12 protein-coding genes and 1 pseudogene are annotated in these 13,888 nt (G+C 41.4%); 12 read left to right on the top strand and 1 reads right to left on the bottom strand.

Annotated features, from left to right (window positions below; all coding sequences use genetic code 11):
* Positions 1-47 precede the first annotated feature (47 nt).
* The 3 genes from DESME_RS07600 to DESME_RS07590 all read left to right on the top strand — a co-directional run bounded on the left by DESME_RS07600 (position 48) and on the right by DESME_RS07590 (position 2,390).
* A complete protein-coding gene (locus tag DESME_RS07600; RefSeq protein ID WP_006717036.1) occupies positions 48-377 on the top strand; it encodes a rubredoxin-like domain-containing protein in 330 nt (109 codons plus the stop codon).
* 148 nt (positions 378-525) lie between these two features.
* The gene (locus tag DESME_RS07595; RefSeq protein ID WP_006717035.1) at positions 526-912 is read left to right on the top strand and encodes a hypothetical protein; all 387 of its coding nucleotides are present in this window, start codon (positions 526-528) and stop codon (positions 910-912) included.
* 26 nt (positions 913-938) lie between these two features.
* Complete coding sequence (locus DESME_RS07590; protein WP_006717033.1) at positions 939-2,390, top strand: DEAD/DEAH box helicase; 1,452 nt, start codon at positions 939-941, stop codon at positions 2,388-2,390.
* 94 nt (positions 2,391-2,484) lie between these two features.
* Here the strand turns inward: DESME_RS07590 and DESME_RS15360 are convergent, their stop codons facing one another.
* Positions 2,485-3,387 (bottom strand): DUF1847 domain-containing protein, encoded by a 903-nt coding sequence (locus DESME_RS15360; protein WP_006717031.1) that lies wholly within the window; start codon positions 3,385-3,387, stop codon positions 2,485-2,487.
* A 165-nt stretch (positions 3,388-3,552) separates the two neighbouring features.
* Between DESME_RS15360 and sstT the strand changes: the two are divergent.
* The 9 genes and pseudogenes from sstT to DESME_RS07540 form a co-directional block, all read left to right on the top strand.
* Positions 3,553-4,184 (top strand): annotated as a pseudogene (gene sstT, locus DESME_RS07580) (serine/threonine transporter SstT); the annotation flags it as partial.
* Between the two features lie 503 nt (positions 4,185-4,687).
* Entirely contained in the window at positions 4,688-5,602 is a 915-nt protein-coding gene (locus DESME_RS07575; RefSeq protein WP_006717026.1) for a DMT family transporter, read from the top strand.
* Between the two features lie 40 nt (positions 5,603-5,642).
* The gene (larA, locus tag DESME_RS07570) at positions 5,643-6,908 is read left to right on the top strand and encodes a nickel-dependent lactate racemase (RefSeq protein ID WP_006717024.1); all 1,266 of its coding nucleotides are present in this window, start codon (positions 5,643-5,645) and stop codon (positions 6,906-6,908) included.
* 205 nt (positions 6,909-7,113) lie between these two features.
* Positions 7,114-8,268, top strand: a complete 1,155-nt coding sequence (locus tag DESME_RS07565) for an ABC transporter substrate-binding protein (RefSeq protein ID WP_006717022.1) — start codon at positions 7,114-7,116, stop codon at positions 8,266-8,268.
* An 18-nt stretch (positions 8,269-8,286) separates the two neighbouring features.
* The gene (locus DESME_RS07560; protein WP_006717020.1) at positions 8,287-9,174 is read left to right on the top strand and encodes a branched-chain amino acid ABC transporter permease; all 888 of its coding nucleotides are present in this window, start codon (positions 8,287-8,289) and stop codon (positions 9,172-9,174) included.
* A complete protein-coding gene (locus DESME_RS07555; RefSeq protein WP_006717018.1) occupies positions 9,174-10,118 on the top strand; it encodes a branched-chain amino acid ABC transporter permease in 945 nt (314 codons plus the stop codon). The genes DESME_RS07560 and DESME_RS07555 overlap by 1 nt, the downstream gene beginning before the upstream one ends.
* Positions 10,115-10,876: an ABC transporter ATP-binding protein gene (locus DESME_RS07550; RefSeq protein ID WP_006717016.1), complete on the top strand. Its 762-nt coding sequence runs from the start codon at positions 10,115-10,117 to the stop codon at positions 10,874-10,876. The genes DESME_RS07555 and DESME_RS07550 overlap by 4 nt, the downstream gene beginning before the upstream one ends.
* Before the next feature lie 2 nt (positions 10,877-10,878).
* A complete protein-coding gene (locus tag DESME_RS07545; protein ID WP_006717014.1) occupies positions 10,879-11,607 on the top strand; it encodes an ABC transporter ATP-binding protein in 729 nt (242 codons plus the stop codon).
* A 118-nt stretch (positions 11,608-11,725) separates the two neighbouring features.
* Positions 11,726-13,888, top strand: a complete 2,163-nt coding sequence (locus DESME_RS07540) for an LUD domain-containing protein (protein WP_006717012.1) — start codon at positions 11,726-11,728, stop codon at positions 13,886-13,888.

The raw sequence follows: 13,888 nt of genomic DNA, 5'->3' as shown, positions 1-13,888 counted from the left end.
AAGTGGAATTTAGGAAATCATTTCAAGTATGAAAGGAGATCAAAATTATGTTGTGGAAATGTTCTGTATGCGGCTACCTTCATGAAGGTAAAGAGGCTCCAGAAAAATGTCCAAAATGTGGAGTGCCTAAGGAGAAATTCTCGGCTTTATCCGAAGAAGATGCTAAAAAAGTCTATGATTCGGATCGTACAAATGAGATTCACATGGAAATTATCGAACTTGCAATGAAAATTAAAGATTTAGCCAAAGAAGGGATAGACATTAATCTTGACCCTCCTTGCGTAGCATTGTTTAAGCAAGCTCAGGATGAAGCTTGGGTCATTAAGCAAAGAAGCAAAGCTGAAATTGCAGGTCATGTAGGAAAAGGCAAGTGGTAAGATAGAATCTGTTCGCCCCGAATTTCGGGGCTTTTTTTTGTATTAGAAGATGGCACAATAAGTACATGGAAGTAGTAATAATTAGCAAAATGTACTATGATGATGTTTTAAAGAACGTGAACGATAACCAAAGGAGGGAGGTCTTCTGATGATTAAAGCATATACAGTAGGGATTTCATCCCTTTATGAGGGCGAGGATATAGAAGTTCGATATCGGATTTTTGAGGATCAGGAGCTCTTATGCAAAGAATCTGTCATGTTGGAATACAGAAAACCCGCAATTGTTGGACAGGTTGCCTTGATGATACTCCTCAAGGAATTAGAAAAATATAGGGATAAAGAGATCGTCATTTTTATAAATGATCCCGTTATCAAGGAGATCCTTAGAGGGACCCTTACAACCAAAAACAAGGATGTTCTACAAACAAGTAAGGAAATGCAAGAAAAGTTAAGCCGATTTGCCCATTGTGAGATTAGGGATGTTAGTGCAACTTATGAAGAATTGGCGAAATGGAACGAAGTATTAAAGCCTTAATATTTTAATTAGAAAGAGATAAATGTATGAGTAATAGTAACTTTGATACGTATCAATTAAGCCATGAGTTATTAAAAGCAATCCGCTTATTAAATTTCAACAGTCCCACTCAAGTCCAGGAGCAAGTAATCCCGGCTGTTTTGTCTCAAAAAGATATCATCATCAAGTCCCAAACGGGAAGCGGGAAGACGGCAGCTTTTGCCATTCCTATTTGCGAATTAGTCGATTGGGAACAGAATAAACCGCAAGCCTTAGTGCTTACCCCCACCCGAGAACTTGCAGTCCAGGCCAGAGAGGATCTATTTAACATTGGACGGTTTAAACGGTTAAAAGTAGCGGCAATTTATGGGAAGTACTCTTTCCAGGTTCAGGAGAAGGTACTTAGGCAAAAAACACATGTCGTGGTTGGAACCCCGGGCCGCTTAATCGATCATCTCGAAAGGGGGACATTGGATCCATCCCATATAAGATATCTCGTCATTGATGAAGCCGATGAAATGTTGAATATGGGTTTCATAGAGCAGATCGAAGCCATCATTCCGCGCTTGCCCTTAGAACGGGTAACCCTTCTCTTGTCAGCGACAATGCCTCAAGACATTGATGTCTTATGTCATAACATCATGAAAGATCCGCTTCGAGTCGAAATCGAAGAACAAAATCCTGCGACCGACCGGATCGCTCAGGAAAGATATCACGTTAATGAGAGCGATAAAATTCAGCTTCTTGAAGATCTAACAAGGGTTGAAAACCCGGATAGCTGCATGATATTTTGCAATACCAAACAAACGGTCGATGAGGTATACGCTGAACTCGTGAAGCAGAACTATTCCTGTGAGAAGTTACACGGAGGTATGGAACAACGTGACCGATTAAGCGTCATGCAGGATTTTAGACACGGATTATTCAGATATCTTGTTGCCACAGATGTCGCGGCTAGAGGCCTGGATATTGAGGACATTACTTTGGTGATCAATTATGATATCCCCTATGACAAAGAAAGCTATATTCACCGAATCGGAAGAACAGGCCGCGTCAACAAGTTGGGGAAAGCCCTTACCTTTGTTACGGAAAATGACGTTAAATTTTTAAACGATATTCAAGACTACATCGGAAAAGAGATTATTCTAAAGGAAAGACCGAAGGCAAAAACAGTGCTTGAGGCGAAACAAGAATTTATTACGAAAATCAATACGCTGCCAGAAATCAAGGAATCAAAAGGTGCGCAACTGAGCGCTGAAATAATGAAAATCCATGTGAATGCCGGAAAAAAAACAAAGATGAGACCGGTCGATATTGTCGGCACACTTTGTAACATTCCAGGCATTACTGCCGTAGATATCGGAGTCATCAATGTACTGGATGTATCTACCTTTTTTGAAATCTTAAATAATAAAGGTGAGCTGGTGCTACAAGAGTTACAAAACACTCCGATTAAAGGCCGGCTTCGGAAGGTCAGTAAAGCAGACCGGCAGTTTTAGCTAAACTCGCGCAAAACAAAGTTCCAACCGATATAGAAAAAAGAAGCCGTATCTAATGCGACTTCTCTATTCTATATTAGTCTTTCCTCAAGGGCTATACTGTTTGAGCCCGATATTTTGAATATCCACCACTAAGGCTTTTAACATGGGTATATCCTTTTAAGGCAAGGTACATCACACCATAGAGTGATTGCATACCGCCATTACAATATACGATGATTTCTTTATGTTTATCAGGAAAAAGAGTGCGGTAACGTTCAGGAAGCTCGTTTAAAAGACAGTTTATAGAACCCGAAATACTATTTTCCTGAAAAACTTCAGGTCCTCTTAAATCAAGCAGATAAAAATCCTCAGGACTTTTTCCATTCTTAAGTTTAGTTATAAACTCGTCCATTTTAATAAGATTAAAATCGCGAGGAAGGCTCTCCACAAACAGATCTTCTGCTGTCTTGTAACCGGGTAGGGCGAGTATTGGATTATGCTCTAACACTCTATCTTTGACAACAAATGTGGTGAAATCCATCGTTAAATATTTTTGAATAAGAATGTCGTGACCTAGACAAAGCCCCATCAGAATCGTAAACTCAACGCCTGAAGAATTGAGAATATTCGCTTGTCCAAGGGGGTTACAGGATACTGTGGAGTTTGTCTTCTGGGTATCAAGCTCAGATTCTTTTATGCCATCAACAGTACAGGAAACCATAACCGGTTTTAATCCCGTGTGCTGGATAAGATAGTCTCTTAAGAGAGTCGCTTCTTTCTCCATACCAAAGCAATAAGCAACGCCAATTTTTTGATAGTCTTTCAGTTTAACAAACTCGGTAATTTCCTCCAGACGATTTAAGGTTCCGGCTCGTCCTCCATCGATGAGTGCAGAGGCCGCACGAGTAAAATCCTGATTATCTTCAGTTGTGTAGTTTTCGAAATAATCCAAGCGACGGTCAACACAAGGGGATAACGTTCTACAACCTTTAGATAAACATCTTGTACAGTCCATAATTACCTCCAAGTACAACTTGCTAATAATTATCTTGTATTATACCCCTAGTAGGTATATATATATATATCAACTTTCCTCCAATATATATCAACTTTCCTCCAATCGATATCTTGAAGTAATTACCAAGATATTTATGGGAGGTTTTTTTATTTGATATCCATGGGTCTTAGGACTTTACTCGGCTACGGACAACTACTTACCCTATTACTGGGATGTATGGTATTTGTGGCCCTTGTGATAAATCCACTCATCGTCTTCTTGAATATTCGTAAAAACCCATATCCACTCGTACTTAAATGTTTAAAAGATAGTGGGATTACGGCATTCTTTACGCGAAGCTCTGCTGCAAACATCCCTGTCAATATGCGTCTATGTGAAGATCTTGGCTTAGATAAAAATACGTATTCGTCTCCATTCCTTTAGGTGCTACAGTTAACATGGCTGGTGCAGCGGTTACGGTTACGATTTCGATCATGACCCTTGCTGCAGTTCACACCCTTGGAATTAATGTAGATATTGCTACGGCTCTCATCTTGAGCTTACTATCGGCAGTAGCCGCCGCCGATGATTCTGGTGTCGCAGGTGGTTCACTCTTGCTCATTCCTCTAGCTTGTAGCTTGTTTGGTATTCCCAATGATATCGCGATGCAAGTCGTTGGTGTTGGCTTTATCGTCGGTGTTTTACAAGACTCTTGCGAAACAGCACTCAACTCATCCACAGACGTCCTATTCACAGCAACCGCTGAATTTGCGCAACAGCGTAAAGTGGGGCGCAGTTTCGTGATCAATAAATAGCATCGAAACTCAGCCCCCTTTTTGTAGATTATGATTCTACAATGGGGGGCTTTTTTAGTGAGGAATAATCATGAGCATTATTATCATGAATTATAAACCCATAGTGCCGACATGGTTTGAAATCTGCCTATATCATGAAAGATAACAAGGTAAGCCTGCGTCAGGAACTAATGGAGGTCCAGTTAAGTAATCCACAAGGTTTTTCAGTTATACAGCTGTTGGTACTATGATCAGCAAGAGAGTATACTTAAGTTAAAGAGTGATTGGAGGTAGTTACTATGGGCGATAAGAGTCCGAAGAACAAGGAAAAGAAGAAAAAGAAGGCTGATAAAAAGGTCAAGACTATTTCTCCGATATCTTCTTCAACAGACACCATTAACAAATCCAAATAATTATAGTTAAAAGAATCCAGCTTAAAAAGCTGGATTCTTTTAACTATAATCAAATAAATTATCATGATATAATTTTATAGCAAAAAGTGAATTATGAAAGGGAGTTAACCTGTGAGCCTAACTACAAACCTAACATTATTTAAATTTAAAAATGTAAGATTAAAAGCCATTCTCCTTTTGCTGATTACTGCTACTATGTGGAGCCTTGGCGGAATGCTGATTAAATCCATAAATGCGCATCCTTTAGCAATAGCCGGTGTAAGAAGCGCTATCGCATCCGTAGTTTTTTTAATAATTTTAGGTAAGCCAAGAATGAACTGGACTAGGGTCCAAATGGGTGCAGCGGCATCTTATGCGGGGACAGTCATATTTTTTGTGATTGCCACGAAAGCGACGACTGCGGCTAATGCCATCTTTCTCCAATATACAGCTCCTATCTATGTCGCTCTCTTAAGCAGCCGGTTGTTAAAAGAAAAGACGAAAGTCTTAGATTGGGTTACAGTTTTAATTGTCCTTGGAGGTATGGTTTTATTCTTTCTAGATAATTTAAGCACCACCGGTATAATGGGAAATATATTTGGTATAATAAGCGGAATCTGCTTTGCTTTACAAATCATTTTCCTCCGTATGCAGAAAGATGGATCTCCTTGGGAATCGGTGTTTTTAGGAAATATTATTACAGCCATTATTGGGCTGCCTTTTCTTACAACAGCATGGCCTAATGCATTCGATTGGGTAGAACTACTTATTTTAGGAGTTGTTCAGCTTGGCCTACCCTATATTTTGTATACTATTGCGATTAAGCACACAACAGCCCTTGAAGCCATCCTCATTCCAGTTATCGAACCGATCCTAAACCCCTTATGGGTCCTGCTATTTTTAGGTGAAAAACCTGGTTCTTGGTCTTTAATCGGTGGTTTCATTGTGCTTATGGCCATTACAATACGATGTATTCTTGTGGAGATACCGATTTCATTCCCTGTGAAGGTTAAGCGTCAAAATGAAAGTCATGATAGCTTAGGTTAATTTTAACAATGCGGGAAAAATTTCAAGGAGGAAACCGACGATGAAAGTTAAGTTGGCTTACGGAAAAAGTGGCATGAATATTGAGGTTTCTAATGACTCTAAAGTAATTATTCCTACCCACCTGAATCGCATTGAGGATGACCATAAAGCTGTGTTACAGGCGCTACGTAACCCCATCGGGACGCAACCTCTAAGCGAAATGGTTAAGCCGAGTGACCGGGTGGTCATTGTGATCAGTGATATCACTCGACCGACTCCCAGTCATAAATTAGTTCCCTGGATCCTTGAGGAACTTCAACATGTGCCTATCGGGAATATTACGATCATAAATGGCTTAGGGACACATCGCGATAATACACAAGAAGAACTTATTGAAATGTTAGGGAAAAATATTGTTGACTCAGTGCGCATTATTAATCATCACTGTCAGGAAAAATCCGAGCTTTCACGGATCGGCACCAGTAAATTCGGATGTGAGGTTTACCTTAATAAGGAATTTGTTGAAGCGGATTTTCGAATTGTCACTGGGTTTATTGAACCCCACTTTTTTGCAGGCTTTTCTGGAGGTCCAAAGGGCGTAATGCCGGGTATTGCAGGGCTGGAAACAATTCTTGCCTTTCATAATGCCAAAATGATTGGACATTCCTTAGCAACTTGGGGTGTTTTGGAAAATAACCCACTTCAAGAATTTGCAAGAGAAGTGAATTCATTTTGCAAACCCGATTTTCTTCTGAATGTTGCCTTAAATGGGAAAAAAGAGATTACTAATGTTTTTGCAGGAGAGTTAACTCAAACGCATAGTGAAGGATGCGCATATGTAAAAAAGCATGCTATGATGCAATGTGAACATCGCTACGACGTCGTAATTACAACGAATGCAGGATACCCTCTCGATCAAAACCTCTATCAGGCGGTCAAAGGGATGGATGCGGCTCGCAAAATCGTCAAGCAAGAGGGTACTATTATTTGCGCAGCAGAATGTAGCGATGGAATGCCCAGTCATGGTAACTTTTCCAAAATCCTGCAGATGCGTAATACATCAAAGGAACTCCTGGAAATGATTAATGATCCATCTTTTCAGATGTTCGATCAATGGGAAGCACAGCGCCTAGCAATGATCCAAGAGTGGGCAGATGTCTACATGTACTCAAATTTACCTGACGAATCCGTCGAAATCGCCAAACTCACTCCAACGAAGAATATTGAGCAAACGTTGGACGAGCTTAAGCAAAAGTACGGCGCTAGCATGAGTATTGCGGTATTGCCTCTTGGACCGTTGACAATTCCCTATGTTGAAGAAAAATAAAATAATATTCCTCCAATCATATTTTGTATAAACGACAAGATATGATTGGAGGATTTTTTATGCCCATTATTTCCGCCTGTGATATAGTACAATTAAACTTTTATGAGTTTTTTTGAAACAAAAAGAAGGTATTCCATAAAATTTGACGAATATTAGAACTATTATGTAACAGAACTATATAAAACGAAAAAGGTGGAAAAACTGTATGAAAAAGAGTATTACAAAATGGTTCACCGGTATGGTGATTGGATCACTGCTGCTTACGACAGCCGGATGTGGAGGAGGAACAGCTTCCTCAGCAAGTTCTGCTGGTTCACAAGATAGCGTAGCTAAGATTGGTGTCGTTACCATTTTGTCTGGGGGATCAGCTGCCTATGGTCAGTCACAGAAGGAAGGGCTGGAGCTCGCTAAAGATGAAATCAATACCCAAGGTAAAGTTAAAATTGATCTCCTTTACGAGGATTCCCGTGGAGACAAGACGGAAGCAATGAACGCGGGTAATAAATTAATCAACAAAGATAATGTCGTAGGACTTATTGGTCCAACCTTGAGTGGAGAAATGTTTGCTCTTGGACCGATTGCTAACCAGTCAGGCGTTCCAATTATGGGAACTTCAACTACGGCTGAAGGGGTAACTGATATCGGAGAGTATGTCTTCCGGAATGCATTGCCAGAATCTTCAGCGGTTCCTCAAGCTGTCAAGAAGTCAATTGAAAAATATAACTTGAAAAAAGTTGCGGTTATGTATGCTAGTAATGACGACTGGGCAGTGTCTGGTTATAAGACAATGGAGAAAACCCTTAAGGAAAGTGGTGTGGAAATCTTAGCTACCGAAACCTTCGCCACTAAAGATACAGATTTCTCTGCTCAATTGACAAAAATTCAAGCATTGAAACCTGACGCGGTAATGGTATCGGGCCTTTATCAAGAAGCAGCCCTAGTATTGAAAAAAGCCAGAGAAATTGGAATTACAGTTCCTTTTGTGGGTACGAATGGCTTTAACTCTCCCGAGCTCATCAAGATCGCAGGTAAAGCTGCCGATGGAGCTGTCGTGGCAAGCCCTTGGTATCCCGCTAAAGACAACGAAAAAATTAAGAAGTTTGTAGCAGACTATAAAGCAAAATACAACAAAGTACCCGACCAGTTTGCTGCCCAATCCTATGATGCACTTTACATCTATGCCAGTGCCTTAGAAAAAGCCGGATCAACCACAGATCGTCAAAAACTTCGCGACAGCCTGGCAACTATTAAAGATTTCGAAGGCGTAACTGGAAAATTTGCCTTTGATGAGAAACGAAATCCATTGATGGATGCTACTGTTTTGATTGTTAAAGACGGTCAGTTTACGGAATTAAAATAAACATTAGGAGTGAAGTCCTTGTTCTGGCAGCAATTGGTTAATGGCTTAACATTAGGAAGTACGTATTCACTAGTCGCTTTAGGCTATACCTTGATTATGGGAGTCCTAAACATTATCAATATGGCTCATGGTGAAATTTTTATGTTTGGGGCTTTCATCGGATTGTTACTGGTGACTTATCTGAAGGTAAATATCTTTGTTGCTATGGCAGGTGCCATGGTGGTCAGTGCGTTACTAGGAACACTTATGGAACTACTGGCCCTGCGTCCTTTGAGACGTCGAGCTGTATCCGAACTAGCTCCTTTGATTAGTACGATTGGGGTCTCAATTTTTCTTGAAAATCTTGCATTAAAGGTTTTTGGGCCGCAATCACAGGCTTTTCCTGATGGTGTATTACCCGGTGGTCAGATACAACTCGGGCCGATTCGAATTACTACCGTGCAAATTGTAATACTCGCGATATCCTTTGGCTTAATGTTTGCTCTTCGTTTTTGGCTGTCTAAAACCCGTGCTGGAAAGGCCATCCGGACAACTGCTGAAAGCATCGAGACGGCTAACCTTTTAGGGATCAACACCAATAAAATCATCTTATTAACCGTTGCACTCGCTTCAGGATTAGGAGGAATTGCAGGAGTTTTGGTTGGACTTTCCTTTAATGCAGTTGAGCCCACGATGGGCTTAAGTATGGGCTTAAAAGGGCTTGCCGTTCTGATCCTCGGGGGTATGGGAAATATCACCGGCGCGATGCTGGGAGGACTAATTTTAGGAATCGCCGAAGTATTTACTGTAGCTTACGGCGCTTCTTCCTATCGAGATGCCGTTGCCTTTGGCATGATTATTCTAATTCTATTTATTCGTCCTCAAGGACTTTTTGGATCTTCATCGCGGCAAGGAGGACGTTTTTAATGGGAGTTTTATTAAATCAATATTATGTTCAAATTGCAATATTTGTTTTGTTGAATGCTATCCTTGGGGTGAGCATTTACATGACGCTGTCGACCGGCCAGTTATCTTTGGGAAATGCCGGATTTATGAGTATTGGAGCCTACACTGGTGCGATTTTAACCGTAAAGGCAGGCTTACCCGTCTATTTGGCTATCCCTCTAGGCGGTATTGCCGCAAGTTTCATTTCACTCATCATCGGTTTTCCCGCGCTGCGACTCTCGGGGATTTACTTGGCGATTGCTACTTTGGGATTTGGCGAAGTTGTTCGAGTTATCGTTTTAAACCTAAAAATTACGAATGGTGCGTTAGGAATATCAGGAATCCAGACTCTTGGTACAAGAATTAGCAAAATGCTTTCTTCCGTAGGCCTGTCCCACGGGTTTGGAGGATTAACCATTCAGCAGTTCAGTAACTTGCTGGTTTTAATTATTCTCCTTCTCATCCTCATTTTTCTCATCTTTTTCTCTACCAGGCTTAAACGATCAAGAGTTGGCCGAGCTTTTGACGCTATTAAAGCAGATGAGGCTGCGGCCGAAGCAATGGGGATTAATACAACCTATTATAAAATTCTTGCTTTTGCCTTAGGCGCTTTAATCGCAGGCATTGCGGGCGGGTTATCTGCCCATTTAACATCTTACATCGGGGCGAAAGATTTCGCCTATAACCGTACCGTCGAAATCCTTTCCTATGCTGTTTTAGGTGGAAGTGACTTAATTGCTGGCCCAATTATCGGAGCCTTTCTTCTAACCTTAATGCCCGAACTTTTGCGCTCAGCTTCTGAATATCGCATGATGATTTATGGAGCACTTATGGTCGCTATGATGGCCTTTCGGCCACAGGGACTCATCAGTGAAGTGACTGTTCGTTTCTGGAAGGTTAAGCTTGGAAGGAGGATTAAGCCATGATATTAGTCCTTGATCAAGTGAGTAAAAGTTTTGGCGGATTGGCTGCGTTAAGTGATATCAGTTTTACTGTGAATAAAGGGGAAATCTATGGGGTTATCGGACCAAATGGTGCAGGAAAAACAACCCTTTTCAATTTAATTACCGGGATTTTTCCGCCTACTGAAGGGAAAATAACCTACAAAGGTAAAAATATGTTAGGATTACGACCGCATAAAGTGACGGCGTTAGGCTTAGCCCGAACCTTTCAGAATATCCGTTTATTCGGCCAGTTAAGTCCGTTAGAAAATGTCATGGTTGGGGCACATTGCCGGACCAAAGCAGGAGTGTGGAAGGGATTATGGCGTACTCCCGCCCAACGCAAGGAAGAAAAGGCAACTAGAGAACGAGCCAGTGAACTGCTTCAATTGGTGGGAGTCGATGCTAATATTGACACTCCAGCGGGTTCGCTTCCCTATGGACAGCAACGTCGTTTAGAGATTGCGCGAGCGCTCGCAACAGAGCCGGAAATTCTTCTTCTCGATGAGCCTGCTGCAGGAATGAATGAAAGTGAAACAGAAGACTTACGTCTTCTCATTAAAAAAATACAAGCGATGGGTAAAACCATCATTCTAATCGAACACGATATGAACCTTGTAATGAACGTCTGTGACCGACTTGTGGTTATTAATTTCGGGCAAAAGATTGCCGAAGGTATTCCGGCCGAAATTCAACAGAATCCATTGGTTATTGAGGCGTATTTGGGCCGGGAGGAGGCGTAGAGATGCTAAACATCAGAGGTTTGACAACATGTTATGGAACTATTAATGCTATTAAAGGGATTGACATTGACGTACCTCAAGGATCGATTGTCTCTCTCCTCGGAGCGAATGGAGCAGGGAAAACAACCACGATGAAATCTCTTGTTGGGCTTCTCAAGCCTCAGGCTGGTCAGATTAAGTTTCAGGGTCAGGAGATTCAGGGCTTAGCTCCTCACAAAATCGTAAACTTGGGAATCTCTCTGGTTCCTGAAGGCCGAAATATATTATCAGGAATGACGGTTTTTGAGAACTTGGAAATGGGAGCTTATCAGAGAAAAGATAAGGAAATTGAAGCTGATTTTAAAAAGGTTTTTAAACGTTTTCCCATCTTAGAGGAACGTAAGCAGCAATTAGGAGGAACCCTTTCTGGAGGGCAACAACAGATGCTGGCCATAGGCCGTGCACTTATGGCTAGACCGAAGCTTTTATTGCTTGATGAACCTTCCATGGGCTTAGCTCCTCTCGTCGTTGCTGATATCTTTAGGGTTATTCAAGAGATCAATCAGGACGGTACAACAATTCTTCTTGTTGAGCAAAATGTTCGTCAGGCCCTAAAAATTGCTGACTCTGCTTATGTCCTGGAAACAGGAAAGATTGTCCTGCATGGGAGTGCTGACGAGATTGCGAGCAATCCTCGTGTAAAGGAAGCCTATCTCGGCGGAGCTAAGGCAGAAAAGAACCCTAGTAATTAATTCGCACTTTTTATTAACAGCATGATCCCGCTTTGTGTTTAAAGCGGGTTATGTCTTTTGAATAGAGTTATTTATAAAAGTGGTCCAACCAGTAAACCTAAGAGAGGAGAATTATACTATGGGAAAACATGCCTACAAAATCGTAAAAAGTAAAGTCACGGAAGGGCTCCATGATATCCAATCGCGGAAGGGAAGATTTATTGCTTTTAATTCGATTCGTCCTGCGATGACAAACATGGTTCCTAATTATCCTGAACTTTCCAACCGCTTGCGCGGAATTAAGGAATATAGTATTGATCATTTGGATGAAATGATTACTAAAGCGCAAAAGTCATTAGAGAAAAAGGGGTGTAAAGTATTCTTTGCTGAATCTGTTGAGGATGCTCAGAAGTATATAGCAAGTCTGATTCCAAACAACGGCTTGGTCGTTAAGTCCAAGTCGAATGCCGGTAAAGAGATTAATATTTCTCATTACCTCGAAGATTGCGATGTAACAGTGGTAGAAACAGATCTTGGTGATCGAATTAACCAACTCGATAAGGGAGAAGCGAGCCACTCTTTAGCTCCTGCTATTCATATCCCCATAGAAAGAGTCACCGAGCTTTTTTCCGAAGAAGCTGGCGAGCAGCTAAAATGTACGCCTGAAGCGTTAGTAATATCTGCCCGCAAACAACTTCGTGATTATTTAGTAAATGCAGATGTAGGAATCTCAGGAGCTAACGCTATTGCCGCAGATACGGGAAGTGTCTTTCTAACTGAGAACGAAGGAAATATCCGGGCTGTTACGATGATGCCTAAAGTTCACATTGTGATCGCAGGTGTTGAGAAAATTGTGCCAACCCTCGAAGATGCCATGCAAGTTCTGAGGTCAGCAGCAGTTTATGGCGTAGGTCAAGATATTGGGACTTATGTTTCAATGATTTCAGGCGTGAGCGAATCACTTGATCCTGATTTAAATACCTTTTCTCAAGGACAGGGCCCAGGAGAAGTTCATATCGTTTTCTTAAAACACGGTCGTAAAGAAGCGATTGATGCAGGGTTTAAAGAATCTCTTTATTGTATTAATTGTGGTAGCTGTTTGAACTTTTGTCCGGTATATGCGGAAGTCGGCAGCAAGTATGGATATAAGTATCTTGGAGGTCGTGGCGTAGTTTTTGGCGCCTTTCATGGTGACCTCGAAAAAGCGGAAGAAGGCGGCTTATCACTCTGTATTGGTTGTCAAAAATGTGTAAAAGCATGTCCAGTTCAAATGAGAACTCCGGATATGATCTGGAAGTTGCGTCAAAAGGCCGTAACCAACGAGGGATTAAGCAAGACCAAGAATTTCGTTTTCTCCGCGCTAACAAGAAAACAAATCTTACCCTTGGTTAGCAAGCTAGGAACGTTGTTTGGCGGAGTGATTTTAGAAGACGCGAATAAGGGAATGACTTCTCGAGTCGCTTTGAATTCCATGGGAATGCCGAAGGAACGAGTGCTTCCTCGATTCAAAGGAAAAACTTTTGCAGAAACCGCTCAACCCAAGATGATTATCAATCCCGTGAAGAAAGTCGGATTTTTCCCAGGATGTGTGGTGAATTATACCGATACAGATCTGGGTGAAGCACTTCTCCATGTCTTAGGTGAAAATAACGTGGAAGTCAAAATTGGAAAAGAGGACCTTTGCTGCGGAATTCCCAGCATTGTCAGCGGAGACTTGGCTCATGCTAAAGAGATGGCTTTGAAAAATATCAATGCCTATAGTGCTTTTGATATAGATGCATTAGCTTTTGTTTGCCCAAGTTGTGCCGTTGCTTTCAAAGAAGAATATCCTAAGCTTTTCGCAGATGCTTCACCGGAGATTCGTGAAAAAGTTCAAAAACTCGCGTCGAAGGTGAAAGATATCAATGAGTTTTTACTCCACGATATCGAATTGAAGCTTCCTGAGCAAGAAGTTACGGAAATCGTAACTTATCATGATCCTTGTCATCTTGCCCGAAGTTTGAACATTAAAGAGGAACCTCGGGAAATTCTTCAGAAGATTCAAGGAGTGAAGTTTGTAGAAATGAAAGATGCAGATATGTGTTGTGGTTTTGGCGGATCCTTCAGTTTAAGCTTCTATGAACTCTCGCACCGGATTAATGAAGATAAGTTGGATAACATTGACGACACCCAAGCCACTACCCTTGCAACGAGTTGTCCTGGATGCATGATTCATTTTCAGGATGGAATTACTCAGCACCACATGAAGCAAAAGGTTGCTCACGTTGTTCAAATACTGAGTAGAGCATACGGGAGGAGATAG

Source organism: Desulfitobacterium metallireducens DSM 15288 (assembly GCF_000231405.2).
GTDB classification, from domain to species: Bacteria; Bacillota; Desulfitobacteriia; order Desulfitobacteriales; family Desulfitobacteriaceae; genus Desulfitobacterium_A; species Desulfitobacterium_A metallireducens.
The sequence above is the reverse complement of the archived record's forward strand: the minus strand, read 5'-3'. Positions and strand labels throughout refer to the sequence as shown.

Bases quoted from the DNA above. Each gene is read 5' to 3' on its own strand.
- DESME_RS07555 (WP_006717018.1), top strand. From the start codon at position 9,174: ATGGGAGTTTTATTAAATCAATATTATGTTCAAATTGCAATATTTGTT.
- larA (WP_006717024.1), top strand. From the start codon at position 5,643: ATGAAAGTTAAGTTGGCTTACGGAAAAAGTGGCATGAATATTGAGGTT.
- DESME_RS07550 (WP_006717016.1), top strand. From the start codon at position 10,115: ATGATATTAGTCCTTGATCAAGTGAGTAAAAGTTTTGGCGGATTGGCT.
- DESME_RS07600 (WP_006717036.1), top strand. From the start codon at position 48: ATGTTGTGGAAATGTTCTGTATGCGGCTACCTTCATGAAGGTAAAGAG.
- DESME_RS07590 (WP_006717033.1), top strand. From the start codon at position 939: ATGAGTAATAGTAACTTTGATACGTATCAATTAAGCCATGAGTTATTA.
- DESME_RS07595 (WP_006717035.1), top strand. From the start codon at position 526: ATGATTAAAGCATATACAGTAGGGATTTCATCCCTTTATGAGGGCGAG.
- DESME_RS07565 (WP_006717022.1), top strand. From the start codon at position 7,114: ATGAAAAAGAGTATTACAAAATGGTTCACCGGTATGGTGATTGGATCA.
- DESME_RS07545 (WP_006717014.1), top strand. From the start codon at position 10,879: ATGCTAAACATCAGAGGTTTGACAACATGTTATGGAACTATTAATGCT.
- DESME_RS15360 (WP_006717031.1), bottom strand. From the start codon at position 3,387: ATGGACTGTACAAGATGTTTATCTAAAGGTTGTAGAACGTTATCCCCT.
- DESME_RS07540 (WP_006717012.1), top strand. From the start codon at position 11,726: ATGGGAAAACATGCCTACAAAATCGTAAAAAGTAAAGTCACGGAAGGG.